Source organism: Armatimonas sp. (assembly GCF_043757465.1).
Lineage (GTDB): Bacteria > Armatimonadota > Armatimonadia > Armatimonadales > Armatimonadaceae > Armatimonas.
On the sequence record NZ_JAYVPL010000054.1, the window covers coordinates 1 to 26,896 of the forward strand.

Annotated in this window: 32 protein-coding genes and 1 pseudogene; 20 read left to right on the plus strand and 13 right to left on the minus strand. The window is 55.6% G+C overall.

Annotated features, from left to right (window positions below; genetic code table 11):
- Positions 1-341 precede the first annotated feature (341 nt).
- Genes ACH2ED_RS06750 through dnaJ form a run of 4 tightly spaced genes read left to right on the plus strand, consistent with a single transcriptional unit; the run spans position 342 to position 4,072 of the window.
- On the plus strand, positions 342-635 hold the full coding sequence (locus ACH2ED_RS06750; RefSeq protein ID WP_309690734.1) for a MerR family transcriptional regulator: 294 nt from the start codon (positions 342-344) through the stop codon (positions 633-635).
- Positions 607-1,053 carry a DNA-directed RNA polymerase subunit omega gene (rpoZ, locus tag ACH2ED_RS06755; protein WP_309690732.1) on the plus strand — a complete coding sequence of 149 codons (447 nt, stop codon included), beginning with the start codon at positions 607-609 and terminating at the stop codon, positions 1,051-1,053. The genes ACH2ED_RS06750 and rpoZ overlap by 29 nt, the downstream gene beginning before the upstream one ends.
- Before the next feature lie 27 nt (positions 1,054-1,080).
- A complete protein-coding gene (gene dnaK, locus ACH2ED_RS06760) occupies positions 1,081-2,910 on the plus strand; it encodes a molecular chaperone DnaK (protein ID WP_395089599.1) in 1,830 nt (609 codons plus the stop codon).
- Positions 2,900-4,072, plus strand: coding sequence for a molecular chaperone DnaJ (gene dnaJ / locus ACH2ED_RS06765; protein WP_395089601.1), 1,173 nt, complete (start codon positions 2,900-2,902; stop codon positions 4,070-4,072). The genes dnaK and dnaJ overlap by 11 nt, the downstream gene beginning before the upstream one ends.
- 30 nt (positions 4,073-4,102) lie before the next feature.
- Here the strand turns inward: dnaJ and ACH2ED_RS06770 are convergent, their stop codons facing one another.
- Together ACH2ED_RS06770 and ACH2ED_RS06775 are read right to left on the minus strand one after the other, a co-directional pair.
- Positions 4,103-4,513, minus strand: a complete 411-nt coding sequence (locus ACH2ED_RS06770; protein ID WP_395089603.1) for a Uma2 family endonuclease — start codon at positions 4,511-4,513, stop codon at positions 4,103-4,105.
- A gap of 63 nt (positions 4,514-4,576) precedes the next feature.
- Positions 4,577-6,964: a DNA translocase FtsK gene (locus ACH2ED_RS06775; RefSeq protein WP_395089605.1), complete on the minus strand. Its 2,388-nt coding sequence runs from the start codon at positions 6,962-6,964 to the stop codon at positions 4,577-4,579.
- Between the two features lie 219 nt (positions 6,965-7,183).
- On the opposite strand from ACH2ED_RS06775, the pseudogene rpsB reads away from it, so the two are divergent.
- From rpsB to ACH2ED_RS06810, 7 genes and pseudogenes are all read left to right on the plus strand, one after another.
- Positions 7,184-7,882, plus strand: a pseudogene (gene rpsB / locus ACH2ED_RS06780) (30S ribosomal protein S2); the annotation flags it as partial.
- A 444-nt stretch (positions 7,883-8,326) separates the two neighbouring features.
- Positions 8,327-9,193: a translation elongation factor Ts gene (gene tsf / locus ACH2ED_RS06785; RefSeq protein ID WP_395089606.1), complete on the plus strand. Its 867-nt coding sequence runs from the start codon at positions 8,327-8,329 to the stop codon at positions 9,191-9,193.
- Positions 9,194-9,202: 9 nt separating this feature from the next.
- Positions 9,203-9,934, plus strand: a complete 732-nt coding sequence (gene pyrH, locus ACH2ED_RS06790) for a UMP kinase (protein WP_395089609.1) — start codon at positions 9,203-9,205, stop codon at positions 9,932-9,934.
- 35 nt (positions 9,935-9,969) lie between these two features.
- Positions 9,970-10,482, plus strand: a complete 513-nt coding sequence (gene frr / locus ACH2ED_RS06795; RefSeq protein ID WP_395089653.1) for a ribosome recycling factor — start codon at positions 9,970-9,972, stop codon at positions 10,480-10,482.
- A gap of 57 nt (positions 10,483-10,539) precedes the next feature.
- Positions 10,540-11,106, plus strand: a complete 567-nt coding sequence (locus ACH2ED_RS06800; RefSeq protein ID WP_395089611.1) for a DUF421 domain-containing protein — start codon at positions 10,540-10,542, stop codon at positions 11,104-11,106.
- Between the two features lie 6 nt (positions 11,107-11,112).
- Positions 11,113-12,096: a glycosyltransferase family 4 protein gene (locus ACH2ED_RS06805; protein WP_395089614.1), complete on the plus strand. Its 984-nt coding sequence runs from the start codon at positions 11,113-11,115 to the stop codon at positions 12,094-12,096.
- On the plus strand, positions 12,093-13,259 hold the full coding sequence (locus tag ACH2ED_RS06810; protein WP_395089615.1) for an anhydro-N-acetylmuramic acid kinase: 1,167 nt from the start codon (positions 12,093-12,095) through the stop codon (positions 13,257-13,259). The genes ACH2ED_RS06805 and ACH2ED_RS06810 overlap by 4 nt, the downstream gene beginning before the upstream one ends.
- Before the next feature lie 22 nt (positions 13,260-13,281).
- On the opposite strand, the gene ACH2ED_RS06815 is transcribed toward ACH2ED_RS06810, so the two are convergent.
- The 4 genes from ACH2ED_RS06815 to ACH2ED_RS06830 form a co-directional block, all read right to left on the minus strand.
- Positions 13,282-13,683: a hypothetical protein gene (locus ACH2ED_RS06815; RefSeq protein WP_395089617.1), complete on the minus strand. Its 402-nt coding sequence runs from the start codon at positions 13,681-13,683 to the stop codon at positions 13,282-13,284.
- A gap of 325 nt (positions 13,684-14,008) precedes the next feature.
- The gene (locus tag ACH2ED_RS06820; protein WP_395089618.1) at positions 14,009-14,356 is read right to left on the minus strand and encodes a hypothetical protein; all 348 of its coding nucleotides are present in this window, start codon (positions 14,354-14,356) and stop codon (positions 14,009-14,011) included.
- A gap of 64 nt (positions 14,357-14,420) precedes the next feature.
- Complete coding sequence (locus ACH2ED_RS06825; protein WP_395089619.1) at positions 14,421-14,786, minus strand: CsbD family protein; 366 nt, start codon at positions 14,784-14,786, stop codon at positions 14,421-14,423.
- Positions 14,787-14,822: 36 nt separating this feature from the next.
- Positions 14,823-15,233 carry a hypothetical protein gene (locus ACH2ED_RS06830; protein ID WP_395089621.1) on the minus strand — a complete coding sequence of 137 codons (411 nt, stop codon included), beginning with the start codon at positions 15,231-15,233 and terminating at the stop codon, positions 14,823-14,825.
- A gap of 245 nt (positions 15,234-15,478) precedes the next feature.
- On the opposite strand from ACH2ED_RS06830, the gene ACH2ED_RS06835 reads away from it, so the two are divergent.
- Together ACH2ED_RS06835 and ACH2ED_RS06840 are read left to right on the plus strand one after the other, a co-directional pair.
- A complete protein-coding gene (locus tag ACH2ED_RS06835) occupies positions 15,479-16,075 on the plus strand; it encodes an ANTAR domain-containing response regulator (RefSeq protein WP_395089624.1) in 597 nt (198 codons plus the stop codon).
- Positions 16,076-16,319: 244 nt separating this feature from the next.
- On the plus strand, positions 16,320-16,976 hold the full coding sequence (locus ACH2ED_RS06840) for an RNA polymerase sigma factor (RefSeq protein ID WP_395089626.1): 657 nt from the start codon (positions 16,320-16,322) through the stop codon (positions 16,974-16,976).
- Positions 16,977-17,008: 32 nt separating this feature from the next.
- Here ACH2ED_RS06840 and ACH2ED_RS06845 read toward each other — a convergent pair whose 3' ends face one another.
- From ACH2ED_RS06845 to ACH2ED_RS06860, 4 genes are read right to left on the minus strand one after another with little or no spacing between them, the layout of a single operon-like run.
- Positions 17,009-18,049 (minus strand): response regulator, encoded by a 1,041-nt coding sequence (locus ACH2ED_RS06845; protein ID WP_395089628.1) that lies wholly within the window; start codon positions 18,047-18,049, stop codon positions 17,009-17,011.
- Complete coding sequence (locus tag ACH2ED_RS06850; protein ID WP_395089630.1) at positions 18,046-18,489, minus strand: response regulator; 444 nt, start codon at positions 18,487-18,489, stop codon at positions 18,046-18,048. Before ACH2ED_RS06850 ends, ACH2ED_RS06845 begins: the two co-directional genes overlap by 4 nt.
- Positions 18,490-18,503: 14 nt before the next feature.
- A complete protein-coding gene (locus ACH2ED_RS06855; RefSeq protein ID WP_395089631.1) occupies positions 18,504-18,944 on the minus strand; it encodes a response regulator in 441 nt (146 codons plus the stop codon).
- A complete protein-coding gene (locus ACH2ED_RS06860) occupies positions 18,941-20,380 on the minus strand; it encodes an ATP-binding protein (RefSeq protein ID WP_395089633.1) in 1,440 nt (479 codons plus the stop codon). The genes ACH2ED_RS06855 and ACH2ED_RS06860 overlap by 4 nt, the downstream gene beginning before the upstream one ends.
- A 114-nt stretch (positions 20,381-20,494) precedes the next feature.
- Here ACH2ED_RS06860 and ACH2ED_RS06865 point away from each other — a divergent pair, with 114 nt between their 5' ends.
- The 7 genes from ACH2ED_RS06865 to ACH2ED_RS06895 all read left to right on the plus strand — a co-directional run bounded on the left by ACH2ED_RS06865 (position 20,495) and on the right by ACH2ED_RS06895 (position 24,307).
- A complete protein-coding gene (locus tag ACH2ED_RS06865; protein WP_395089635.1) occupies positions 20,495-20,833 on the plus strand; it encodes a hypothetical protein in 339 nt (112 codons plus the stop codon).
- Positions 20,834-20,880: 47 nt separating this feature from the next.
- A complete protein-coding gene (locus ACH2ED_RS06870; RefSeq protein WP_395089637.1) occupies positions 20,881-21,315 on the plus strand; it encodes a hypothetical protein in 435 nt (144 codons plus the stop codon).
- 26 nt (positions 21,316-21,341) lie between these two features.
- Entirely contained in the window at positions 21,342-21,758 is a 417-nt protein-coding gene (locus tag ACH2ED_RS06875) for a hypothetical protein (RefSeq protein WP_395089638.1), read from the plus strand.
- A gap of 25 nt (positions 21,759-21,783) precedes the next feature.
- Positions 21,784-22,149 carry a hypothetical protein gene (locus ACH2ED_RS06880; protein ID WP_395089640.1) on the plus strand — a complete coding sequence of 122 codons (366 nt, stop codon included), beginning with the start codon at positions 21,784-21,786 and terminating at the stop codon, positions 22,147-22,149.
- A gap of 87 nt (positions 22,150-22,236) precedes the next feature.
- Positions 22,237-22,533 (plus strand): collagen-like protein, encoded by a 297-nt coding sequence (locus ACH2ED_RS06885; protein ID WP_395089643.1) that lies wholly within the window; start codon positions 22,237-22,239, stop codon positions 22,531-22,533.
- A gap of 58 nt (positions 22,534-22,591) precedes the next feature.
- Positions 22,592-22,795, plus strand: a complete 204-nt coding sequence (locus ACH2ED_RS06890) for a GlsB/YeaQ/YmgE family stress response membrane protein (protein ID WP_395089644.1) — start codon at positions 22,592-22,594, stop codon at positions 22,793-22,795.
- A gap of 69 nt (positions 22,796-22,864) precedes the next feature.
- Positions 22,865-24,307, plus strand: a complete 1,443-nt coding sequence (locus ACH2ED_RS06895) for an aspartyl protease family protein (protein WP_395089646.1) — start codon at positions 22,865-22,867, stop codon at positions 24,305-24,307.
- Here ACH2ED_RS06895 and ACH2ED_RS06900 read toward each other — a convergent pair.
- The 3 genes from ACH2ED_RS06900 to ACH2ED_RS06910 are packed head-to-tail and all read right to left on the minus strand — an operon-like array spanning position 24,288 to position 26,762.
- Entirely contained in the window at positions 24,288-25,196 is a 909-nt protein-coding gene (locus tag ACH2ED_RS06900) for an aldo/keto reductase (protein WP_395089648.1), read from the minus strand. The genes ACH2ED_RS06895 and ACH2ED_RS06900 overlap by 20 nt on opposite strands.
- 2 nt (positions 25,197-25,198) lie before the next feature.
- A complete protein-coding gene (locus ACH2ED_RS06905; protein WP_395089649.1) occupies positions 25,199-25,729 on the minus strand; it encodes a peptidylprolyl isomerase in 531 nt (176 codons plus the stop codon).
- The gene (locus tag ACH2ED_RS06910; RefSeq protein ID WP_395089651.1) at positions 25,710-26,762 is read right to left on the minus strand and encodes a DUF3500 domain-containing protein; all 1,053 of its coding nucleotides are present in this window, start codon (positions 26,760-26,762) and stop codon (positions 25,710-25,712) included. Before ACH2ED_RS06910 ends, ACH2ED_RS06905 begins: the two co-directional genes overlap by 20 nt.
- Between the last annotated feature and the right edge of the window lie 134 nt (positions 26,763-26,896).

Below are 26,896 nucleotides of genomic sequence, written 5' to 3' on the forward strand. Positions count from 1 at the left end.
AGTGTCTAAGCTGTGGCCTGGAACTCAATGCAGACTGCAATGCAGCTCTGAATATTGCGTTCAAGGCACGGGGCAATGTAACTTGCCCTATGGACGGAGCGATACCGGAGAGCCTCTGTATCTCCGCGCCGGTATCGCTACTGTCAAAGCTCCCCGCTTTAGCGGGGGGATAAGTTACTCCGATGTTCCTTTTTATTGTCTGACAGTTTAGTATGGCCCGGACTTCAAAGGGTTGCAAACTTGTGAAAAAAAATGGACTTTCTTAGGGATAGTCTTGCTATTTTGGGGGGAAAGACCTACAATGTGTGTTGCGGTTTTTGTGTCCGCGTTTTTCTAAACCCATGCCGCATACTGAAAATGAGCCGGTCTATGTGATCAGTGTCGCCGCGAGGCTGGCAAGTCTACCTTGCTGGGTCTTGCGCGTGCTCGATCAGGAGGGAATTGTTGTTCCCTGCCGCACAGACTCAAACAGACGGCTTTACTCGGATGCAGATATTCGTACCCTGGCGCATGTGCGCCACCTGACGGAAGAGCGCCAAGTCAATATCGCTGGTGTCAAAGTGATCTTGGAGCTCGAACAGGCACACGCAGAAAGTAAGCAACAACATGATCTACCCCTCCCCCGACAAGATTGATAAGCAGGTTGAAAGTAAGTACGCTCTGGTGATTCTTGCCGCCAAGCGCGCCAAGCAGATCAAAGAGGGGAGCCGTCCGCGCCTGCCCACCGACTCCACCAATCCACTCACTATTGCCCTGGAAGAGATTGCCGAGGGGAAGGTACAGTTCAAGTTCGACGAGCAGTCCCTGGCGGGCCGTGAGGCGATCGCGGATCAGGAAGCGGTTGTGGGCGCACGCGATATCGAGGTGGATATGGATCCGCTGGCGCTGCCCGACGATGAGCTGGCACGTGCCGCCGCCGCCTTGGGAGCCGAGCTCGATGACTCACAGTTTGGTGATGACGAAGAGGGCAGCGACATGCTGGTAGATGAAGAGCCCGAAGAGGAAGACCCGCTGATCATGCCCGATGACGACTCCGAAGGGACGGACATCTAGGCTCGGAGAGTAACGGTACACACAACGATGGGCCGTATTGTCGGGATTGACCTTGGCACCACGAACTCTGTGGTGGCGATTCTGGAGGCGGGTAAGCCAGCCGTGATAACCCTCGCGGAAGGCTCCCGTCTCTGTCCGTCGGTGGTCGGCTTCACCCGCGAGGGAGAGCGCTTGGTGGGACAGATCGCGAAGCGCCAGGCAGTCACAAATCCGGGCAATACCTTTGCTTCCATGAAGCGCTACATGGGCTCAGATCACCGGGTCTACGTGGAAGATCGGGCTTACTCCGTCCCGGAAATCAGTGCCATGGTGCTGCTGAAGCTCAAACAAGATGCGGAAGCCTACTTAGGCGAGCCCATTGACCGTGCTGTGATAACGGTTCCTGCCTACTTCAATGACGGGCAGCGCCAGGCTACCAAGGACGCCGGGCAGATCGCTGGGCTCGAGGTGCTGCGCATTGTCAATGAACCCACCGCCGCCGCCCTGGCCTATGGCCTGGATCAGGACGAGCCACAGACTATTTTAGTTTGGGATCTGGGAGGGGGCACCTTTGATGTTTCGATTCTAGAGATCGCCGAGGGAGTTTTCAATGTTAAGGCTACCTGCGGAGATACCCGGCTAGGGGGCGACGACTGGGACGAAGCAATTCTGACGTGGTTGGCCGATGGGTTCCAGCAAAAGCACGGAATAGACCTGCGCCTGGATCGGGTTGCCCACCAGCGTCTGAAGGAAGCGGTAGAGAAAGCCAAGGTTGAGCTCTCGGCAATGCTCAACACGACCATCAGCCTGCCCTTTATTGCTCAGAAGGGCAATGAGCCGCTTAACCTGGAGCAGACTCTCTACCGTACCCAGTTTGAGCAACTGACGGAGGCGCTCCGCGACCGGATGCGCGATCCCACCTACCAGGCGCTCAATGACGCTTGCCTTGCTCCAAACCAGCTCGATAAGATCGTCTTGGTCGGTGGTGCCACCCGGATGCCCGCCATTCAAGACATGGTACGCGAGATCTTTCATCGCGATCCTTTTAAGGGCATTAACCCCGATGAAGCCGTGGCCGCCGGAGCCGCGATTCAGGCCGGGATGCTGGCGGGAGAGCTCACGCGCCTGATGCTGCTGGATGTCACACCGCTCTCGCTCGGGATCGAGACTCTCGGGGGAGTAATGACCCGCCTGATTGTGCGAAATACGACGCTTCCTACCAGCCAGACCGAGACCTTTACCACCGCATCCGAGGGCCAGAGTGCCGTCGAGATCCATGTGCTTCAAGGAGAGCGCGAGATGGCGGCGGACAATAAAAGCCTGGGTAAGTTTTTGCTGACCGGCATTCGGCCCGCTCCCCGTGGCGTTCCCAAGATCAAGGTACTCTTCGATATTGATGCCAATGGAATCCTTCATGCCTCGGCAAAAGACCAGACGACAGGTTGCGTGCAGCAGATCGTCGTGACGGCGGCATCGGGGCTCTCCTCCGAGGAAGTGGAGCAGATGGTCACTGAGGCCGCTGCCTATGCCAAGAGTGATCAGCTGCGGCGTGTGCTGGAAGAGGCTCGTAACCTGGCCGACACGACTCTCTACCATGCCCAAAAGCAGCTCCCGAATGCCGAAGCCGTTCCTGTGAACGCAAGACCTCTGTGGGAGTCTGCCCTGCATGCAATAGATGCTCTGCAAGTGGTATTGCTTGGGGAAGATGCGCAGGCACTGATGGTGCGCACGCAGCTTCTCAACGATGCGATGTATGCCCTCGCGGGGGCGCTTAACGTGACCGATAACGTAACAGATACGGAGCCGATAGTTCCCGTTCTGCCCATTCAAATAGAAATAAGTTCCCCGACAGGAGATACCGATACCGATGCCGACTGAGAGCAAGCGTGACTACTATGAGGTGCTGAGTGTAGAGCGCAGTGCCAATGTTGATGAAATTAAGAAAGCCTACCGCCAGCTTGCCCGAAAATGGCACCCCGATGTGAACCAGGGGGATGGGAGCGCCGAGGAAAAGTTCAAGGAAGTGGCAGAGGCCTATGAGGTTCTCTCCGATGCCCAGAAACGGGGGGCCTACGACCGCTTCGGTCATGCAGCGAGCTCGGGCGGTGGCCCCGGTGGTGGCTTTGGCGGTTTCGATGGCTTCGGTGGCGGGAGCGGCGGGGGGCTTGATGATATCCTCAATGTCTTTTTTGGGGGCGGTGGCGGGGGGCGAAGGCCGGGCCCACAGCGCGGTGATGACCTGCGCTACGACATTGAAATTACCCTGGAAGAGGCGCTCAAGGGCAGTGAGAAAACCATCACGATCCCACGGACGGAGAACTGTGATATCTGTGGTGGCAATGGTGCGGCTCCGGGCACCAAGCCTGATACTTGTGTGCAGTGTGGAGGTGTCGGCACGACGCGCCAGGTGCAGCAGACAATTCTTGGCACCGTTCAGACCAGTGTGACCTGTCCGCGGTGTTCCGGACGCGGGCAGGTGGTCAAGAGCCCGTGTGGCGGCTGTGCGGGGCGGGGGAAAGTTCGTAAGACCCGCGAACTCAAAGTGCCGGTCCCTTCGGGCGTGGACGATGGCATGCAGATGCCGGTCCGTGGCGAGGGCGAGGCGGGCACCCTCAATGGCCCTCCCGGCGATCTCTATGTCTTCTTCTCGGTAAGAGAGCATGAGCACTTCGAGCGCGACGGAATTGACCTGTATATTTCCCAGCCCCTCACTTTTGTGCAGGCAACACTGGGCGATACGATCTCCGTCACTACGCTGGCGGGCGAAGTCGTGACGCTGAACATCCCCGAGGGCACGCAGAACGGGACACGTTTTAAGCTACGTGGGCACGGAATGCCTAATATTCGTCAGCGCAGTCAGAAAGGGGATCTCACGGTGGTGATCGCCGTCCAGGTTCCCACAAAGCTCTCCGACGATCAGAAGAAGGCCTTACGTAGCTTTGCCGAGCTACGCGGCGAGGTTCCTGGCCAGACACCGGATCACCATGAAAGTGGCAAGGGCCTCTGGGAGCGCATCAAGCACGCCGTCAAAGGCGATTAATTCGCTGGGTAAGGGGGTTTCGCCACCGCATTACACAGAATCCGGGTCAATGCCAAGCTCGCGGAGCTTGGCAGCGAGGAGGAGTGGGCTGACGAAGCCGTCCATCTGCTCAATCTGTCGTAGGTTGTCGTTTTCTCGTAGCCAGCCAAAGATTTCGTTGCGATCCGGGTCGTGGAGGTAATATTCCTGCACACTGTGATGCTGGTAGAAGGCGTGTTTATTAATCATCTCAACCAGCGTATTTCCGGGTGAGAGAATCTCAAAAACGACTTGTGGTGCGATACTGTCTTCTTCCCACTGCTTGTAGCTACCACGGTCACCTTTTGGTCGTCCGAAAGCAACGAAAACATCGGGTGCTTGACGGATTTTGGGCTGACCTTGAATGGGGTACCAGAGCAAATCCCCTGCTATAAAGACATCACCACGCTCCGCAAAAAACACTCGGTTTACCGTCGCTATCAGGGTAGTGGATTTTGGGTGTCGTCAGTGTGGTCATGGATTTTCTCAAGTTTCAAAGACGCCGGTCTTGCCGAACATCGAGTCGAGGTCATCGCGGGAGATTTGGATTTCTCGGGGCTTGGCCCCATCGAGTGCGCCGACAATGCCGCGTTGCTCCATCAAGTCCACCAATCGAGCCGCGCGGGTGTAGCCGATCTTAAACCGGCGCTGGAGCATGGACGTACTGGCACTCCCGCCGCTCACCACTAAGCGGACGGCGCTCTCAAAGAGATCATCGTCGTTCTCGCCATCGCCCGAGTCATCATCGCCGGTGGCTAGAGAGAGGGTGGAGGGCAGCACATCGAAGCTGGGCGTGCCTTGGGCCTTGAGGTAGTTCACGAGGGCTTCCGTGTCGTGCTCACTGACATAGCAGCCCTGGATACGGTAGGGCTTGCCTGCATCAATGGGCATGAAGAGCATGTCACCACGCCCAATGAGCCTGTCCGCACCCGTCTGGTCCAGGATCGTTCGGGAGTCCACGGCGGAGTTCATGGCGAAGGCGATACGGCTGGAGATATTGGCCTTGATCGTGCCCGTGATCACATTGACCGAGGGCCGCTGCGTCGCGATTACCAGGTGGATCCCGGTGGCGCGGGCAAGCTGGGCGATGCGGCAGATGCTCGTCTCAATTTCGGGGCCGCTGGTCATCATCAGATCCGCCAGCTCATCCACGATAATCACCCAGTAGGGAATGCGCTCTACCTCTTCAACTTTTGCATTGAAACCCTCGATATTGCGCGTCCCAAGCTTCGCAAATTTATCGTAGCGAGTCTCCATCTCGCGTAGGGCTTGCTTAAACAGCGACGGTGCCTGCTTGACATTGGTGATGACCGGTGAGGCGAGGTGTGGAATGCCCTCGTAGAGCGAGAGCTCCACTTTTTTGGGGTCTATCATCAGCAGCTTCAGCTCGCGTGGGGAGTTGCGGTACAGCAGCGACGTGATCAGGGCGTTGAGGCCGACGGATTTCCCGGAGCCGGTGGAGCCTGCGATCAGCAAGTGAGGCATCTTTGCCAGATCGGCCACTTTAACTGCGCCCGTCACATCGCGGCCCAGCACAAACGTGAGCTTACCCGGTGCGTTGAGAAACTCGGGGGATTCGAGACACTCTCGGATGCTCACGGCGCGCGGCTTCGCATTGGGCACCTCAAGCCCGATAGCGCTCTTGCCCGGAATGGGCGCTTCGACGCGCACATCAATGGCAGCCAGTGCCATGGCAATATTATCCGCAAGGGAGACGATCTTACTGACTTTAATGCCTCGCTCCAGCGCGATCTCGTAGCGGGTGATGGTCGGGCCATACGCCACATCGGCGACATCGGCTCCAATCCCAAAGTCTTCGAGTGTCTGCAAGATAATCTGACGGCGCTCCTCGCTCTCTCCATCGGCCACATTGGCGGGGGCGGGCGGCGAGGGGGCCATCAGGCCGGTGCTGGGCAGAACGAAAGCGAACTTGGTTTTGGAAGCTGTCGGCGAGGGACGCCCGGCGATGGAGGGGACGGCGAGGGGGGGGACAACGGGTGCGGTTTGCTCGTCGTCGTCCACAATTCCCCCGTCGGACAGGGGCTGGGGGGCTTTCTCCTTACGAAAAGAGAAGAGCGTTGGTTGTGGGCCTTTTGCGGGCGCTTCCCGAGTGGCTTCGTCTACATCGAGGTCATCGTCGAGCAGCTCCGGCGTGGTGCGCTTGAAGACACTGGGCGGCGGCTTCACCAGAGGCTTGCGCTCCACGGGGAGATCTTTCTTCCGGGCCTTGTCCACGGCTTCTTTGGCCTGCGCCGTGGCCGCGTCTTTGCCCCTGCCTGTCCACTCGGCGATAAAGCGCTCAATCGGCCCTAGCAGAGAGGGCAGCGGCACATCCACCAGATAGAGAATCCCGATTCCGGTGAGCGCGAGTAGGATCACGTGCGCCCCGAACATGCCCACCAGCATGCGCAAGAGCCACGAGACTCCTCCGCCGATGTAGCCGCCGCCGTTGACCAGGTTGTCGGTCACGAAGTGATAGGCAAGCTTCATCCCCCCGACATGCCCCAGGTGCCACCAGGCGATAAAGATCAAGTAGAGCGCCGCAAGTGCGCCCATGTTATCTATCGAGCGGCTCTTGCCAATGGCGAGCATTCCTCCCAGCGCCAGTAGGACAAAGGGAAAGACCCAGGCTCCGATCCCCGAGAGTAAGTAAAACCCGTGGACAACCGTGCGCCCCAGAAAGTTATCTCCGGAGTTAGTTCCCGCTCCCAACAGAGTTGCGAGCAAGATCAGTCCTAGGGCGCAGAGCGCGATTCCCCAGGTGTCGTAGGCGAAGCGTGTGTTCGTCCGCGTCCGGCGTGGCGCGGTATTTCGCGGCGGCCTGGGTTTGCGCGGTGTGTTCGAGCCACGCGGTGTGGTCTGAGTCGTAGCCATCTGCTGGGTATTTTACCAGCAATGGCTAAGAAAGGCTTTCTATAGTGCCAGAACCTGACATGGTTATTGCTAGCTGTCTTTTCACGTGATAGACTGCGAAGGTTTCGTAAGTGTCTGGCGCGGCAGTAGTCGCGCCTTTTTAACGCCACACTCTGGTCAAATCTCGGTCCCAAAAGGGCGGATCAGAGGAGGGGAAACCGAGAAGGAACTAGAGAACCTATGGCCACTATTGCCATGAAAGACCTGCTCGAAGCAGGCGTCCACTTCGGTCACCAGACCCGTCGCTGGAACCCCAAGATGAAGCGCTACATCTACGGTAGCCGCAACGGGATCTATATCATTGACCTGCACCAGAGCCTGAAGCTCTTTGATGATGCCCAGAAGTTTATCCAGGACATTGTCTCCGATGGCGGAACCATTCTGTTCGTCGGCACCAAGAAGCAAGCCTCCGATGCTGTGCAGGAAGCGGCTGTGCGCTCCCGCCAATACTTCGTGAATCAGCGCTGGCTGGGTGGGATGCTCACCAACTTCACCACGATTCAGAAGCGAATTGCACGTCTGCGCCAGCTTAAGGAGATGACCGACGACGGCACGCTCCTGCGCCTCACGAAGAAAGAGGCCGCACTGCTGACGGAAGAGTACGAGAAGCTTGAGCGCTACTTAGGCGGTATCAAGGACATGCCCCGCATTCCTTCTTGCCTCTTTATTGTGGACCTGAAAAAAGAGCATATCGCGGTTCAGGAAGCCAAGGCGCTCGGTATCCCGATTGTTGCGATTGTGGATACGAACTGCGACCCGGACGATGTGGACTACATCATTCCCGGCAACGACGATGCCATTCGCGCCATCAAGCTCATTACCAATAAGATCGCCGAGGCGATTGTGGAAGTGAAGCAAGAGGAGTGGGACGAGGTTCCCACGGGGGATCTGGCCGCCGCCTTTGGAGTGGATGCCGCAACGGCAGACCGTGTCCGGCAGCTCGCAGAAGACGAGAAGGGGGCTGGCTTCGACTACGACAACGAAGGTAAGCCCGTTATCGCCGATGCGGATGATCTTTTTGCCGATGCTCTGGCGAGTGAAACAAAGGCTGAAGTGACAGAAGTCGCAGAAGTGACAGAAGTCGCAGAAGTGACAGAAGTGAGCACCGAAGTTGCTGAAGTGAGCACCGACGTTGCTGAGGTGAGCACTGAAGTGCCTGAAGTGAGCACTGAAGTGCCTGTCACTGAAGTCGCTGAGGCTGTAAAGGCCGACGCGGAGTAGTCTTTAACAATCTACCCCCTCCTGGGCGATAGAGTTTTCCGCGAGGGTAGGGCACAAACCCTACCCTTTGCTCTGTTCAACCGAAAGGAACCACGAAAGAAAATGGCTGCAATTACAGCGGGCATGGTGGCGCAGCTCCGCGAGCGCACCGGCCTTGGAATGATGGAGTGTAAGAGGGCGCTGAGCGAGACCGATGGCGACCTTGAGGCGGCTGTCGAGCTGCTACGCAAAAAGGGCGTCAAGGACAAGGGCGATCGTGTGGCTGGCGAAGGTCTGGTCATGGCGTACATCAGCGACGGTGGCACCGACGGTGCTCTGGTCGAGCTGAACTCCGAGACCGATTTTGTTGCACGCAACGATGATTTTAAGGCACTCGCCCGACTACTGGCTGAGAAGAGCGCAGTGGGCAAGGGGAGCACCCCCGACGATGTTCTGGGCGATCCCGGTCTGAAGGGCTTTTTCGACGAGACGGTGCGCACCATCGGCGAGAAGATTGTCTTTGGACGCCTCACGCGCTTCAATGCTGCGCCGGGCAACACCCTGGTGAGCTATGTGCACAATCCGGGGGGACCCTCTACCGACGGTGGCAAGATCGGCGTGCTGATCGAGCTCTCGGGCGCAGACGTTGCCGAGCTGGGACGTGAAGTGGCGATGCATATCAGCTTCTCCAAGCCCCGTTTCCTGATGGCGACGGATGTGGATGCTGTGACCGTCGCGAAAGAGAAGGCGATCCTCACCGAGCAGACCCAGGCCGATCCGAAGATGGCGGGCAAGCCCGCACAGGTGATCGAGGGCGCTGTTCAGGGCCGTCTCAATAAGTTTCTTGGCGAGATCGTTTTGCTCAACCAGCCCTACATCCGCGATGATAAGAAGACGGTCGGTCAGCTTGTGAAAGAGACCGCCGGTGCCTCCATCGTTCGCTTCGCCTGTTTCCAGGTCGGGGAGAACGTCAAGAAGGCCGAAGGGTAAGCGTAACCGATGGAATCCCGCCCTCACTACAATCGAGTTCTGCTCAAGCTCTCTGGCGAAGCCTTCGCCGGTGATCAGGGCTATGGTATCGAGCCGGAGACGATTCGAAAAATCGCCTTGGAGCTGGCTGAGATCCAGGCCGGTGGTACCCAGATCGCCATTGTGGTGGGAGGCGGGAATATCCTGCGGGGCTCCGTGGGGGAGAAGCAGGGGATGGACAGGGCCCAGGCCGACTACATGGGGATGCTCGCCACGGTGATCAATGCCATGGCCCTGCAAGATGCCCTGGAGAAGTGCTCCGTGGACACCCGCGTTCAGACCGCAATTCCGATTCCCCAGGTCGCGGAGCCGTTCATTCGCCGCCGTGCAATCCGGCACTTAGAGAAAGGCCGGGTGGTCATTCTCGCGGGGGGGACAGGCAATCCGTACTTCACCACCGATACGGCATCCGCGCTGCGTGCCGTTGAGATTGAGGCTGAGGTGGTGCTCATGGCTAAAAATGGCACCGATGCAGTCTACGACAAAGATCCCCGCACACACACCGATGCCAAGCCCTACAAGAGCCTGACGTTTGAGGAAGCACTGGATAAAAAGCTGCGCGTGATGGATCTGACGGCATTTACGCACTGTATGGAACATAACTTGCCGATCATTGTCTTCGATATGAATGTTGCCGGTAATATTCAGCGTGCGGTGCTCGGAGAGCCAATCGGGACGCTGGTCGAGAGGAGTCAATCGTGAGTGTTTCTACCATCTTAAAAGACACCGAAGTTCGTATGGGCAAGACGTTGGAGTCCACTGCTGCGGACTACGCCACTCTGAGAACAGGGCGCGCCAACCCGGCAATGCTGGATGGCCTGAAGATAGACTACTACGGCACGCCAATGAATGTCCGAGACTTGGCTAATATTAGCTCGCCCGAGCCGCGTGTGCTCCTGATCGAGCCCTGGGATAAGGCTGCAATGCCGCTGATCGAAAAAGCCATCACCAATAGCTCGCTGGGCCTGAATCCCAACAGCGACGGTGTCCGGATTCGCTTAAACATCCCCGCGCTTACCACCGAGCGTCGCAAGGAATTTGTCAAGCAGCTCGCCGGAAAGGCCGAAGCGGGTCGTGTCGCGCTGCGTAACATCCGCCGTGATGCCAACGAGCACCTTAAAAAAGACGACGAAGTGACTGAGGATGAGGCCAAGCGCGCCGAAAAAGATGTCCAGAAGTTTCTTGATAAGTACGTCGCCGAGCTTGAAGCGATGACCAAGACCAAAGAGTCCGAACTGCTAGATAACTAAAAGACCGCTGATTTCAGTGGGCGGTCTTTTCGGGGTGGATAAAAGTATAATCACCGTATGGGTACTCTTTTACCGCAGGCGTGGGACATTGGCCCCATGCTCCTCCCGCACATCTCCTGGGGGGAGAAACTGTTTAGACCGCTGGTGGTCTATGGATTCCTTCTGGTTGCGTTTCGCTTCTCGGGCAAGCGCGAGCTGGGACAGGCAACTCTTTTTGATTTTCTGATCTTGCTTCTTATCTCCAATGTCGTGCAGAACGCGATGATTGGTGAGGACAACTCGATTGGTGGCTCGTTTGCGGGCGTGGCGGTGCTATTGACTCTCTCGTGGGCTCTCAATAAAATCACGGCCCGTTCCCCCCGGCTCCGAAAGCTGCTCGAAGGCTCCCCGACGCTCTTGGTGCACAATGGACTGGTGATCGAGAAAGCGATGCGCAAAGAGAGTGTTGCCATCAACGATCTACTCACTGCCTTTCGCGAGCAGGGGATCGCATCGGTCTCCGAAGTACGTTTTGCGGTTTTAGAGCTCGATGGCAAGATCAGCATTATCCGCACCGATGCCCCGACTCCCATCAGCCACGAAGATTGCGTGATCGAAGAAATTCGGCTGCAAGCGCCACAATAGTAAGGTATGCGTCTTGCTTTTGCGATACCCTGGCGCGATCTGGGGAGCTGGCTCTTTGAGCACTTGCCACCTGAGCACACCGGAGAGCTGCTCTTTGCCTCCCCGGAGCCGAACGCCGATCAGTCGCCGCGTGCCAGCAAGCTTCCCCCGTACCTGGCGGAGTTTTTCTGTTTGACGGGGCGCGGCTACAAGCTGGCTTCCTACGACACGATCTTCACCTGGGAGCTGCGTTGCGCCCTCGCGACCTTGCTACTGCGGCGGCTCCAGCGCACCAAAACGCCCGTTGTCGTGGTCGGGCCGATCTTAAAGGGCGGGGTTCTCAAGGCGCTCCCTCTGATCCGCCCGCTGCTCGCCGATGCCGTCAAGATTGTCTGTTTCTCGTCGGCAGAGCGTGACGAATACGCGGTACTCCTGAAGCTCCCGGCGGAGCGTTTTGTCTTTTTGCCGACACCGTGGGCTGCGCCTCGCGATGTGCCTGAGCCAACCGATGGTGGCTTTGCTCTGGCACTGGGCCAGTCGAACCGTGACTATGCGACGCTCTTTCGCGCCGTCGAGGGGCTGACGATTCCGGTGACCGTGGTTGCTGCCGATGACACACCGTTTGGAGGAATCACGCCGCCGCCCAATGTGACGGTGCGCTTTAATACGGATCACGCCACTACCAACGCACTGATCGCATCGGCAACCCTGCATCTGATCCCACTCCATCCCACCGGGTTTTCGTCGGGGCAGACCGTACTCCTGCGCGCCATGGCTGCCAAGAAAGCCTGCATTGTGAGCCGCATTCCGGGTGTCGCCGACTACATTGAAGAGAATCAGACTACCGTGCTGGTGCCCCCGCACGATGAAGTCGCTCTTCGTGACGCACTGTCTCGGCTCTGGGGAGATACGCAAGAGCGGGAGCGGCTCGGGGAAAACGCGGCCCGTACTGCCCAGGAGCGTTTTGGGTTCGCGGGATTTGTCAAACACCTGCTAGAATTGATTCCATGAGCCCCGCTGCGTTTTTTACGGACTACGCCAACAAACACGAGCGCCTGCTGGTGGGCCTGATGAGTGGAACCAGTGTAGATGGCGTAGACGCCGCGCTCGTTCGAGTCTCCGGCAGTGGGCGCACGACGAGAGCAGAGCTTCTGAAATCTATCGAGCACCCGATCCCGGACGAGTTGCGGCAGCGTGTGCTCTCACTGAGTCACGGCGCAGGCAACGCCGAGGAAGTTTCAAGAGTGTCCGTCGCACTTGCCGAGCTATTTGCCGAAGCGGTCGAGGCGCTGGGGGCGGGAACCGTAGACGCCATCGCCAGCCACGGCCAAACAATTTCGCACATGCCCGGTACACGTGCCACGCTCCAAATAGGAAATTCGCCAACCCTCGCACAGCGCCTGAACTGCCCCGTTGTCTCGGACTTTCGGAGTGCGGATGTGGCGGTCGGGGGCCAGGGGGCACCGCTTGTGCCCTACGCCGACTGGTGCTTGCTCACGCATCCCACAAAAGCGCGCGCTATTCAGAACATCGGCGGGATCGGTAACGTCACTTATCTCCCACCGGATGCTGAATCGGAGCAAGTGCTTGGCTTTGACACGGGGCCGGGCAACATGCTCATTGACCGCGCCGCACAGTGGACCAGTCGAGGACGTCTGCGCTGTGACCTCGACGGCAAGCTCGCTCTCTCCACTGACGAGCCGGACTACAACATGCTGGAGTGGCTTTTAGAGCACTCGTTTCTAGCATGGAAGCCCCCTAAATCCGCCGGGCGTGAAGACTTTGGGGAGACATTTTTCCAGGAGATTCTTACCCGGGCTATGTCACGGCATGATCGGGTCATATGGGGAAAACATAACTTAGTCACGACCTTGACTTGGTTTACCGTTCTCTCGATTCAGGATGCCTACGCACGCTATTTACCACAAATGCCTGATGAGGTGATTGTCGGGGGCGGTGGAGCGCGTAACCCCGCACTGATGCAGTTTTTGCGCAGCAAACTCGACCCCATACCGGTGCTGACTCATACGGACGTGGGAATGAACGACGACGCGAAAGAGGCGCTGGCATTTTGTGTGCTCGCCAATGAGACACTTCTCGGAAATCCAGCGAACTTACCAAGTGTCACAGGCGCGACGCGACCTGTGACACTCGGCTCCGTGACATTGCCATAAGCAAAGCCCTAGGAGACACTTCTTAGAAACGGCGGCCCACAGCCAAGGCGACAGCACTAGGGTCATTACCATTGACTTTGTTAATGAGATGGTACGTAACTTCACCATAGTAACCATTATTGAGTTCGTAACCCCCAAAGAGCTTCCCCCCCACTTTGCTGTTAGCCCTGCCAATCTTGACATCGTAGGAACCCACTCCCCCCCCCATAAAATAGCGCCCGTTGGTAAGAGGAGCTCGGCTCAGGTAGCGGGCTGAGACACCGAAGGCGGTGACGGAGTTATTCGTGCCGCTATGCCGATTTTGGGCAAAGTCAAAGTACACCCCATAGATCATCGGTTTCTCTGAAGTTGACTTACCTGCATCGTAGGACAAGCTGATCATAGGCAGTGTCGCTCCCATAATCTGTTTCGTAGAGGTTGCCATAGGATTATAAGTACCAATGGCAATCCTAAAAGGCTTTTCCGCCGGCAGGATAACATCCTGTGCATGAGTGATGGAGGCTGTCATCCCCAACGTTAATACTATCGTGATAATTGTGTTTATTTTCATTTTAAATCTCTTTTCTGACCTGCATATTGATCTGTATCTCTACAAGGTCAAAGCAAACATAGTTTTCATTATGCATATTGCAGCACTCAGGTTCCTTAATATTACTACGATAGGAAAATAAGTTTTTTAAAGAACTCACAAAAAGGCACCTTCCCTCTAAGGATTCCTCGAGGGAAGGTGCAGGAGAGAGCAATAATGCTTAGAGATACTGTTGTTGCTCACGGATAATGGCGTTGATCTCCTCAGAAGGAAGTTGCTCAGGGTCAATATGAACCTCTGCCCCAACGCCTGTGATGTTATCATCGTTGTCAACCGTATCCACGACAGCCACTGCCAGGCCACTGGCTATGGCTCCAACGGCCAGCCCGACCAGAGCGCCAACCGCCATTCCCGGAGGGCCAAGGGCAGCACCGGCGGCAGCTCCGACTGCGGCTCCCCCCGCTGCCCCTATTACACTGCCCTTGACGGCATCATTTTCGGGGTTATCATCAATGCCATGCTGAATACCGTCCAGATGTTCTCGCATCAGACGCTTTCGGGGAGCCATCGTTAGCTCCTCCTCGCTGATTGATACGGTCACGGGTTGGCAATCACTCGGTTCGAGAACTTGTTCAGGACTCGTCATTCATCGCCTCCTTGATCTTGACGACAGTGTGGTGGGTCTTCTCACGGACTGTATCTGCCGCATAATGAGCTTTCTCCCGAACCGCCTCCGCGACATCGTGGAGAAGCTCTTTGGTGCGCTCGGTTAAAGACTCCACCTCTTCCTTTGTCTCACCCGCTGCTTGCTGGATCTTACCATCGGTCTGGTTGATAATGCCACGTGCCTGAAGTTCTGGACTGTCTATTGCAGCCCCAAGCTTCTGCTGTGCCTTACCAACAAGCTCATTCGTCTTGCCTTCGATCTTGTCTGTCGTGCCTGCCCCTGCGGCATGATCAATGGCGTCCGCAATCTTATCTTGTATTGTTTCTTTCATGATTTTCCTTATATTCCCAGAGAATACGCAGTCTTGCTACGTTTTAGAGGGAGGATCTGCTGATCTTAGCATAGGCAACGTCTCAGCAAAACGATCCTTCCAAATTTGTGCTTGTTTATTCGGTGTAGTCCCATTATAGGTAGAATCCTGTGGCATAACAGTGATTAATAGACGGTTTTTAACATATATAGCAGGTTCTGAAGATGTCATTTTAACCCAGATATCACGTCTTGAGAGCGTTGAATCCGCAAGAACCCATGCCAGGCGAGCATAAATAATATCTGCACGCACTCTAACATCTGCTTCAGTCTGTCCACGGATCGTGATCAGCTCGGTACCACCAATTGCCAGTGTTTGCTGAAAGGAAGGCGGTAGTTGTGCGTGAGCCAGTAGGCAATGGGAAAGCGCTACTCCCACTAAAACATAAGATGCTATTTGGTTTCTCATTCTGCCATCTCATATGCAGCTAAAACGATTGTGGTTCCCTCGAATTATTTTTGGAACCAGGACGGATTTTGGCAATATTTTGGCAATAGGTAAGGGTCATACAAGGCGTCTCTGTGTAACCGTCGCCGACGGCCAGAGGGGAATGTAGCAACGACCTCTGGGTCTTGCTCCTTTTTTGTTTGGTATAACAGATGAGATTTCCTCTCTTCTAGAGATCAAGGAATTCAGAAAGAGCGCGTGCAAAAGTGCAAGAGAGTACGAAACTGAGAACCCTTCTCGTAGAAGATGAAGGGATAACAATTCTTCTACTGCGGCGAGCGCTGACTGCCGCTGGCTATGAGGTGGCGGCGGCGGTATCCGATGGGGAACAGGCAGTGGTGGCTGCTCGCGAGCTAAAGCCCGATTTTATAATGATGGACATCAACATGCCACGCATGAGTGGAATCGAGGCAGCTCGGCTGATCACGGCAGAACGTCAGGTGCCCATAATCATGCTGACAGCCTATAGCGCTGAAGCGATTGTCCAGGAGGCAATAGAGGCAGGTGCCTGTGCCTATTTGGTTAAACCAATCGTAGCCGAGCAAATTGCTCCTGCCGTGCGAACGGCATTGGCACGCTTCCAAGTGATGGAGGAAGCACTTCGGGACAATATTGACTTGCGAGACACTCTGGAGACACGAAAGCTAGTAGAGCGGGCCAAAGGGATTTTAATCCAGCGCTTACAGCTCTCCGAAGCGGAGGCATTTCAAAAGCTTCAAAAGACAGCACGGGATAAATCTCAGAAGCTAAAGCAAGTTGCTCTGGAAATTATTCGTGCGGATGATCTTCTGTCCTCATTATGAAATTTAAAATTCGAAATTTTTCTAAAAGCAGTCAAATTACTCTTGACAGAAAAGAAAAAACTGGTGATAATAGAGCCGTGTGCACTGAGATCAGATAAGCCTGGTCAAAGTTAGCCGCTTCTTTAAAATTTTGCTTGGCCATGACTGTCAAGCAAACATTGAGGTCAGGATTGCCTCGCTTTGAGATATTTTTTATCTCGGCGAAGCAGTTCTGACTTTTTTGTTTGTGCCACGGAGAAAAAAGATGCAAGCAACTCTGACATTTTCGGCTCCTCTGGCCTCGCGCCGCCCTTTGACTTCTTCCACTCAATCCCTGGAGCGCTCCTCGGTACAGGAGCTCCTGAACCGTAGCCAGACGGGCGATTTAGATGCCCGCCACGCACTGGTAGGGCGCTACCGCTCGGTGATCCATGCAACGGTTAGCCGGATGTCCTCAAATCGCCAGGATGCCGAGGATCTGGACACGGAGATCTACCTACATGTTTTTAAAGTCATCAACTCCTGTAAGAATATCCAGACACTTCCCGCCTGGATCAAGCGCGTCGCCATTAACGAAGTCTACCAAGCCTGGCGTCGCAAGAGCCGCCAGCCGCTTCAAACATCGCTGGATGTCGTCCTGGAATCGTGCGGAGATAGTGTCCTGCGCGGCGATGAGAGTGAGAACCCAGCGACAATTCTCGTGGATCGGACAGAAAAAGCGGAGCGGAGTGAGCGCTTGAAGAAGGCACTGAGTTCTCTCCCCACCCACCAACGTGTCCTGTGCGAACTGTACTACGAGCAGCAGCGCTCCTTTGAGGAAATCTCGCAGGAGACGGGAATCGCGATGGGCACGATTAAATCCAGACTCTTCCGGGCGCGTGAGTCTATGCTACGAAAAATGGGCGACCTGGCCGTCGCGTAGTGTGGCCTGGCACGCAGGCAAAGCGAAAGCCTTTAGAGTGCACAGGGGAAACGCAGGCGCACCCGCGCACCCGTCGCCGTGTTCTCATAGCTAAGAGTGCCCCCGAGATCGAAAGTGCCAATACTCTCGATAAGTTCCAGTCCAGTATTGGCCGATTTTTGTAGGTCGAAGCTCGGAGGGAAGCCGAGGCCGTCGTTACAGACATCTAGAACCAGGGACACGTTGTCTTGCTTCAGCGAAATGGCGATCGCCCCCTCACCATGCTTGATTGCATTGGAGACGAGTTCATTGACGACGAGAGAGAGGGAAGTGACCTGCTTGACCGTCAGCTCGACATCCTCCGCATCCAAGGTCAGTGTGCGTGGTGCGAGGATGCTTGCCATCGCGGGAATCAGACGCTCCAAGGCCAGACGTGCAGAGAGACGATCCAGAGAGGCTCCTGGTGTGTTTGTCTGATAGGTAAACACATCGTGCAGTGTTGCCAGGCCACGGATATGGCTCGCGAGGCGCTCCAATGACTGAGGCGAGCCCGGAACCTTGTCGGCACGCATAGCATCCACGAGGCCGTTGAGTATCTGTAGGTTATTCTTGATGCGATGCTGGCTCTCCCAGATAGCCCCCTGGAGCCTCTTGTTCAGATCCTCAATTTCCTGGTGACGCTCCACCAGGGCTGCCTGGGCCGTGATCCGCTCCCGGCGCTCCTGGACTTCCCGCAGGGCACGCTCGACAAGAGGCGCAAGGCGCTCCAGGTGGTGCTTGAGGATGAAGTCCGTCATCCCGATCCTGAGACACTCGACGGCACGGCTCTCCCCGAGCGCACCCGATAGTAATATAAACGGGACGTTCGGATTGCGCTCCTGCAAGAGTTGAAACGCTTGGATACCATCGAAGCCTCGCAGACGGAAATCGGAGATGACAAGATCGGGTGGCTTCTCGTTAATTGCCTGCAAGTAGTCTCTTTGATTCATGGCTAACACGACATTGCACTGAATGGCTGAGGCATCAAGGCAAGCCCGAACAAGCTCCGCATCATTGGGATTGTCTTCTAAATGCAATAATTGGTAGGTCATCATACGTCAAGCTCAGAGTCGTGCGGCGGCTCGTTGATCTTTGTCCAGAAATTGCTGATTGACTGTAGTGCTTGCGCATATTTGGCAAAATTAATCGGTTTGACCACGTAGGCATTCGCTCCAAGTGCGTAACTCGTTTTTAGATCCGAGTCTTCTGCTGATCCTGTGAACATAATGATAGGGATATTTTTGAGTATAGGATCCGATTTTACACGTTTAAGTACTTCCAATCCATCAATTTTAGGTAATTTGATATCAAGTATGATCAAAACTGGGTTACCTGGGTCACGGTTTTGATATGATCCAGAGATATAGAGGTAATCTAGTGCGCTTTGACCATCTTTAGCGACGATAATCGTATCTATATAGATCTCTCCTGAGAATGTTTCTAGAGCCAGTTCAAGATCATTGGGATTGTCTTCTACAAATAGAACTTTTTTCAAATGATTCCCATTCCTTATGTTAAAAGCAAAATAGGTGGAGCTTGATTGACCTGTGTCCAGAACCTACCGATCATTTTCAGGGCCGTGGCGTAATCGCTAAAATCAACGGGCTTGACCACGTAGGCATTCACCCCAAGTCCGTAGCTGGTGTGCAGATCGGACTCCTCGCCGGAGCCCGTGAACATCACCACGGGAATGTGCTTGAGCACGGGATCGGCTTTCACGCGCCGCAGCACTTCCAGGCCGTCCACACGGGGCAGCTTGAGGTCTAGCATAATTAAGATCGGGTTTCCCGGTTCGCGAGCCGTATGTGGGCCGGACCTGTAGAGGAAGTCAAGCGCGTACTGACCGTCTTTGGCGACGATAATATCCTCGGCATAGGTCTCCGCCGCGAGTGCTCCCAGAGCGAGCTCGATGTCATTGGGGTTGTCTTCGACGAGTAAAATTGGTTTCATTGGGGGTTTTCCAGACACGACAACGGAAGAGAAAAATAGAATGTCGCACCGTGGCCAGGCTCACTTTGCGCCCAAGTGCGGCCTCCGTGCCGAACGATAATCCGGCGCACTGTCACCAGCCCGATTCCCGTTCCCTCAAAATCCTCAGTCTCGTGCAGGCGCTGAAAGACACCAAAAAGCTTCTCAGCATGCGACATGTCAAAGCCAACCCCGTTATCTCGGACGTAAAACTCCAGCTCGGCTACGGTCTTGCGGTAGCCGACATCAATACGGGAAATCTCTTGTTTACTGGAGTACTTTACTGCATTGTCTAGTAAGTTTCGCCAGACCTGATTGGCAAGCACCGGGTCTCCCCAGATATTGGGCAGCGGCATGACCTCCCAGCGGATTTTGTGCGCGGGATATTCGCCGTTGATCTCCTCACAGATCCGATCCACAATTTCTTGCATCGGGATCAGGCTATGGCGCAGCTCGGCGCGGCTCATGCGCGAGAACGTCAGCAGATCATCAATGAGTCGCCCCGCGCGCAGCCCCGCCTCTTTAATCAGATTGAGATACCGCTGCCCCGATTCGTCTAGGCGCCCCGCAGACTTCTGCTCCAGCAGATCGGCGAAGCCAACCATGTGGCGCAGGGGAGCCCGCAGGTCATGAGAGACGGTGTAGGAGAACGCCTCCAGCTCGTTGTTGGCCATCTGAAGGTGCTCGTTGGCCTGCTGAAGGCTCTCCGTCCGGTCCCCGACGCGCACCTCAAGCTCCGTGTTCGCCAGGCGCATCACTGACTCGCCCCGGAACCTCTCGCGTAGCATGAGATAGGCGAGAATAAAGGTCGCCACTAAGGCGGCACAGGCGATGCCCGCCGCTCCGAAGATCGTGAGGCGGGTCTGGCGCTCAAAGGATTTCGCCTCGGTGTGGCGTATCAGCGAGAGGCGACTCTCTTCTCGCTCCATATCACTGAGGCAGGAAAGAAGCGCTGTGGTGTAGTTTTTCGAGGAGAGAGCCCGCATCGTGAAAGCCCGCGACTTATCCGCCTTCCAGAGCTCGCCCAGCTTCTGTTTACGACGCACGGCCTCCGCCACAACGCGCACCTCGTCCTCGACGATCACGCGCAGCTTTTTGATGTTTCCCAGTTGCAGCGCATTATCTCTCACCAGCGTACTGAGGTTATCAATGTCGGCTTTCATCGCCTTCTGAGCAACTTCCATAGTCTGGATATTAGAGACATCGTCCAGCAGCACATAGCCCCGGCCAGCGGAGATCGATTTCTCAAACTGAATCTGCGTGTCGCGCAGCTTGACACGCACTTCCCAGCTATGAGCAATCAGCTCCTGCGCCTCAGTCAAACCTTGCGTCGAGCGGTTGGCCAAATAAGCATCCCCGATTAGCAGTGCGAGAAAAAGGCTGAAAACGATTCCCATACGCCAGCTATAGTATTTCATTTGTGTTTGCATCTTATCCCAATCTCATAGGTAAAAAAGGGGAACCTGGTTCCTTATCCGGCATATGACTTCCATTGAAGACTTACGAAATACTGAAAAAAAGGATTTAAGAAGATGAAAAAAATTCCCACACTCGCTTTAGCCATTGCCAGCCTGATGTTAGCAACAACAGGTGTGAGTTTTGCACAGACAAAAAGTCAAAAAGATAAAAATGACATGCGGAGCCTTGGGATAGGCCTAGGCGCTCTTGCAATCCATAAAACGCTCAAAGGAGATACAAAGACGGGGCTCGCCCTAGGAGCAGGTGCAGCCTATGCTGCAAAGAAATACGAAGACCAGCGAAAATCACAGAAAACATCGCGAAATTATCGTTATAGTCAGGGTAAAAAAATTGGCTACTGGGTCATGCGTGGACAAAAGCGTCTTTATTATGTTCGCTATCACAACAGATAACAATTTATAAAAAATAAGAACGTTAAAGAGAATTAAAAGAAATTAAAATGAAACAAAAAAACTTATTAGTAGCCGGATTGCTCTTACTTTTAGTAGGAACTGCACATGCCGAGAGGGTCGTGGGCTTAGGCGGCGAGACACTTTTCGTGCTGAAAGCTGATCGTGACCTCGATAAAACGGATCAGGAGCGCTCCGATGATGTCTATGACCGTCTTCGCAACATCCTCAATAATCCGCGTCTGAAAGCCTCGGATATCCAGGTCAAGGCGCTAGGCGACTACGGTTTCAAAATTGTCGCGAATGGTGAGCTCATTGTCCCCGTCGGAGCACAGGAAGCCAAAGCACATAGCTCGACACCACGGGCGCTTGCGGAGGAATGGGCAGTGCACCTTCGACAGGTCATGCCAAAGCTGAGAGCTCGCCCTGATCTTTTCAAACAAAATCACAGCTATGTGAATAAGAAAAGTAAGAAAGCAAGATAATGCATAAAAATATAACGATTTTGGGCATGAGTCTAGCCGCTTTGGGGATAATTGTACTTGCTCCGAAGGCAGAAGCACAGCTCGAAAATGTTTTGAAGGGTGCAGGGATTGTCTTTGTTGTGGATCGCTTCGGGGGAGAAATCAATAAAGCGATCAATAAGCTGACAGGCGATCCAAGCGGTGAGGCAGGCAATAAGACCAAAGTCGTTCCGATTCTTTCTGTGGGGCAGGGAATCAATGCGGGTGCAGCGCAGGTATCGGGGCCACGACGCGCTGTGGATAGTGTCCGGGCAGTCGCTCAGCTTGAGGGTAACGTGCGTCTTGGTGCATCTCTGCGGATTAAGGGGCTAATTCCCATCTCCACTCGTGATGTGAAGAATAGCTCCAAGCTGGCCCGTGTCTATGGTGTGGGAATCACCGGCCTGATCGATACCAAACTCTAGAAAAGAGAGCGAGAGGAAAACAGAGATGAGTGTCAGACTGGTGCAAATTATCAACCAAACAAAATCCGAGGGGGCGTTTACAAATCTGGAGACATCTGCAGATGATGTCATCATTAACGCCAATGGATCTACCAATACACCCGGACAACGGGGAGAAGGTTGCAATATTCCCGACTGTGGTGCGGGAAAGTGGTGGGACAGTCATCGCATGACATTGACACTAGAGAATACTGTTCTCAGCTTGTGGAAAGAAGGCCATACTGTCTATTATCGCTCAGATCAAACAGTCTATCCCGGTTTAGGTTGTGGTAATTTTCTTTGGCAAGACAATGGATTGCCTGCCACTCTTATTATTTCTCCTGACAGTCTTCCTATTATGAAAAATCCGTGATCACCGTGATCAAACGTTAAACCTCAAAACTTAAGGAAAACATACCCTGATGATTTTCAACCTACTCACCAAGGGCAAGGCAACTCTATGAAACGACAATTAGCTATTTTAGTTCTCGCACTAACAGGGCTCACGGCACTGACAGGGATCACGGGTTGTACGACCGTGCAACCCTCTGACCCGCCCGCTCCAACTCACACCACTGTCGTTGTGCCGGGACCGCCTGCACCTTCTCGCGTCATCGTCGTACCCGGCCCCGCGGGTGCGCCCGGAAAGCCGGGCGCTCCGGGAGCCCCGGGCTCACCCGGACAGCCTGGACAGCCTGGACAGACGGGTGCACCTGGCACACCTGAAAAAACTGGCTCGACCGGGGGAGGGCAATAGAGTGGATTATCTAATTTTTTGGATCATTGTGGGGATAGTGGCGGGTGTACTCGCCAAAATGGTTGTTCCTGGTGAAGGCCCCGGCGGCATTCTCGGCGATCTGCTCGTGGGTGTCCTTGGTGCTTTTCTGGGGGGCTGGTTATTTAAGACCTTACTTGGCCATAGCTACAGCGGGTGGGGCGGCAGCACCGCCGTCGCCTTTGTGGGAGCCGTTGTTTTGTTGATCATCCTACGAGCGGTCTCTCGTGGGCGAAGAACATGAGTACAAAATAGTGCCTAGTAGATTTACTAGCTGGTGAGTCTACAAATAAGGCAGGTAAAATAACGGTGTATGCCACAGATGTCCTGGATTGCCGCCGCTGCGCTCTCCCCGATTCTTCCCGATGTCCTCTTCCAGAAAGGGGAGTTTGTTCGGGCGCGGGCGGGCTATCAGGCACGACGGCTCTATGAGGGCGAGATTAGGTCGCTGTTACGGCTGGATCGCTGGCAGGAAGCCATTGTGGCGGGGGAGAGTGTTTCCGTTCCTACTCCTGAGCAGGAAGGGCTTCTCGCCCTGGCTTACCTGCGTGCGGGGCAGCCACAGCGTGCCCGCGAGAGCGCTGATTGGGCCTGGAAGCGCGATCCTCAGGCATACTGGCCGCTGGTCGCACGGGGGACTCTTGCACTTCGCTGGGACGCTGACCCTGTCGCTGCCGGAGGCTCCCTACGACAGGCGACTGCACTTCGCCCCGAGCTCGCGGAAGGCTGGCTGGCTCTGCTCTCAGCACCCCTTGACTCCCTGGAGGCTGCACGTTCTGCGGCAACCCTCGCCCGACTGGAACCGCGTGGCTATCCTTTCGATTTCTGGAGCAAGCCACTGCGCGAGAGTGCCTTAAATGCCCTGCGCTTCACCAATGCGTTTCCCGACGGGCAGGTTTTCCGTCCGGTCGGTGCTCGCTTGCCTGTGCAGACACTGCGCCTCAAGCGTGACCCTCGGGGAATGCTCTACTTCGATGCCGAAGTGGATGGGCAGCGCATGCGGCTGCTCTACGATACGGGAGGTGGACGACACTTCTTGCTAACCTCTGCCGCCGTGGCACGGCTGCGGCCCTTGTTTGTTGCGAGCACGGTGGTGACGGGACTCCAGGGGCAAACCGGGGGAGGGCTTCACCGTGCGGAGCGGCTGCGCTTGGATACCCTGGAGCTGCGTGCCGTGCCGGTGGAATCTGCTCCCGCAAATCTAGGGGGCTTCGATGGGCTCGTGGGCTGGCGCGTCTTTGGAGAGCGAATACAGCGGCTGGACCTGCGTCAAAACACGCTCACATTGCTGGAGCGGCCTTCTGTGCAGGAAAGCGGGGCTCTGCAGCTGCCGCTTCATCTCGTCCTGGATCAGCCTGTGATCGGGGTGCGGTGCCGTCGGCACGATCATGCGACGGAGGTTCCGCTCTGGGCGATCCTGGATACGGGAGCGACCGAGGACTTTTTCTCGCTCCGGGCAGGCGCACAACTAACTTCTCACTTCCGTCGTGGTACGCTTCAAGCATCCATTGGGATTGGCCAGTCTCATGAACGCATCGAGACACGCTCCTTGGCGGTTGGATTTGACCTGCTCTCCCAGGCAAGTCAGCCACTCACAAGCTACTCTGAGGCCACTGCCGCATCGTTTCTAGACACGGTGCACAACCCGGCAAGTGGCTTTGAGCACGGGCTTCTGCTTGGGATGGACTTTATCAGTCGGTTCACGGTAATTGAGCTTGATCCCGTAGGGCGGCAGGTTAGACTTGTCCCGCAGTGAGATTGAGCACCTTCAGATCCTCCCAAAAACCATCGCTAATCGGTTCCTGAAGCGCATCGAGATTCTCTCGTAGCTCCGCTTTGTTTTTTGCTCCCGTGAGCGTGCAGTGGATCAGCGGCTGGCGCAGACAGCTCTGCAAAACCACTGCCTTCTGGTTGAGCTTCTTACTCTGGCACCAGTCGTAGAAAATTGTTGCGGCTCTTGCATCGCGCTCGATCAGGTGTGGCGTGTGGAGCGTGCGTGGATCAACACCGGTGAGCAGGCCATGGCCCATGGGGGAGCCATTGAGCACGCCAATGTTATGCTCAGCGGCAGTCTCTAAAAGTCCTTCGGTCAGCGCGGTAGTGCGTGTGACATGATAGTCGTTGTAGGTGAGGATCACGTCGAATCGCCCGCTCTTTATGGCTTGCTTGTGAAAGTGATGGTGCCGCTGTCCCAGCCCGATATTTTTGACCACGCCCTGCTCACGAAGCCACTCCAGAGCGTCGAGCGCCCCGCGCTTGGCAAAGACCGGCTCGATCTTTTCTGGGTCGTGCACCAGTAGGATATCGAAATAATCGGCCCCGAGCAGCTTGAGTGAGTTCTCCACCGTATGCAGTGTGCCGTCCCAGGAGTAGTCTTGCTTATAGTCCGGGTGCGTCCCCGTCTTGGTGGAGAGAAAGTAGCTCGCGCGGTCCACCCCCCGCAGCGCGATCCCCAGCCGCCGCTCGCTCTCACCGTAGAGCGGCGACGTGTCAATAAAATTAATCCCACTGTTCAGCGCCAGCTCGACGGTATCCACGGTGTCTCGGTCGGCTACGGTGTTCTGGTAAATCCCACCAATGCCCGCGCCGCCCAGCCCGATTGCGGAGACCTCTAAACCCGTGCGACCCAGTACACACTTTTCCAAAATCACTTCTTTATCACTTTCTTAATGGCAATTTTGGGGGTGAGGTTCTGTTTTTTAGCGTGGCTCTTGTGGATCTTCTTGACCACGTCCATACCGCGCACTACTTTTCCAAATGCTGCAAAGCCTTGCCCATCCGGGTTGCGCTTGCCACCAAAATCCAGCTCCGGTTGATCTCCCACGCAGATGAAAATCGCCTCGGTCGCTGAGTCTGGAGTGTCGCGTGCCATCGAGAGAACGCCGTCTTTGTGCTTGATACCCGTTTTATGGGTGCGCTCCAAAGCTATTGGGGGAAAGGCCTTGAAGCCCTCCCGCGCACCGCCCTGAATCACCTCGATCTTGATTGTCTTATCCGGCTGGTTATCCGGCTCCGTGGTGACGGTGCGGTAGAACGTCCCGCCGTCGTAGGCCTTCGCCGCGACATAGCGCAGGAAGTTCTTCACCGTGATCGGGGCGTGTTTTGCATCCAACAGCACCTCGATCTCGCCTAGCTCCGTCACAAAGACAGCCTTCATCTTAGTTTCCGTGCTTCTCACTGGCGTAGTGCTCCGCTAGCAGATCCTCGCCAAAGTCCCCGTCAAAGTCCCGCCAGACACTGTGGACATGATTCGCATTGTTCTGAGTGTTGTCGTACTCCACTAAGAACGTCGGGCCTTGAATACGGTAGTAGTGCCGCTTGCCAACCTCGATCTCACCGGCCCAGCCAAAGATAATCTTGTTCTTATCCGCTTTATTCAGCTTTGCGGTGCGTGCGCTTGCCAGATCAGATGCCATGTTGCCAGTGTGCACAGCGATCAGCTTCTCCAGTAGCTTTTTTTGTTCTTTGGTAAGTTCTTTGTAGGGGATTCCCTTGGCCTCTAGCGCGGTGATTTTCTTTTTATCGCCCGTGAGAATATCATTGGGAGCTGCCGTGTCGTAGATCGCCATCTTCCTCTGCTCAGGAGTGAGCGCCGTCAGAAGCGCCCGCGCCGCCTCTTCTTCGTCTTTGAGAGCACGCGTGCCCTTCATTCCCCCGTCATCCACACGAATCTCTGCCGGGTTGGTGCCGTAGAAGTTGGGGCTTGCCGCCACTTTACCGCCCACCAGGGTGACATTGAGCGCGAAGTGATGCCCTTCAAAGCGCCAGCCCCATGGCTTGCTCGCTGCGAAAGGGGGCGTCCCAAAGAACGAGACAAAGTAGCGCTCTGTATCGCGCACGGGGCCGGTGCCCTTCTCGATGGCCTTCAGCACGTTCTCCATCGCCATGATCGTCGTGGCTTTGGTGTAGCCCTTCTGCGAGAGCCCCGTTTTGAGCAGTGCCATTGCGGCGGCTTTCTGCTTCGCATCCATTTCCTTGAGCTGCACGCCTTTACGATCATCACGCGGAACAAAGTGCCAGTTGGTGCGCTCGGCATCGGCAAAGGCAAATAACGCCTTGGATTTCTGCTCAGGCGTGAGCAACAAGAGAAGTCCATTGGCGGACTTTGCCATGTTCTGAGTGGCTTTTTCCTGGCTCTTAGACTGCGCCTCGGTCAGGGTGAAAACCAGCGCAATCGCAGGCAGGATCAAGAGAGGGAGATACGATTTCATGCGGGCATTGTACCTGCATTTCCCCGTTTGCGGGGGCTAGTGCCGCACTTCGTTAGCTTACATGGATGGGTATACTTTGCGGTGAAGGAGGCATCCATGCCCGCTAAAAAGTATATCATCGCTCTCACTCCCGA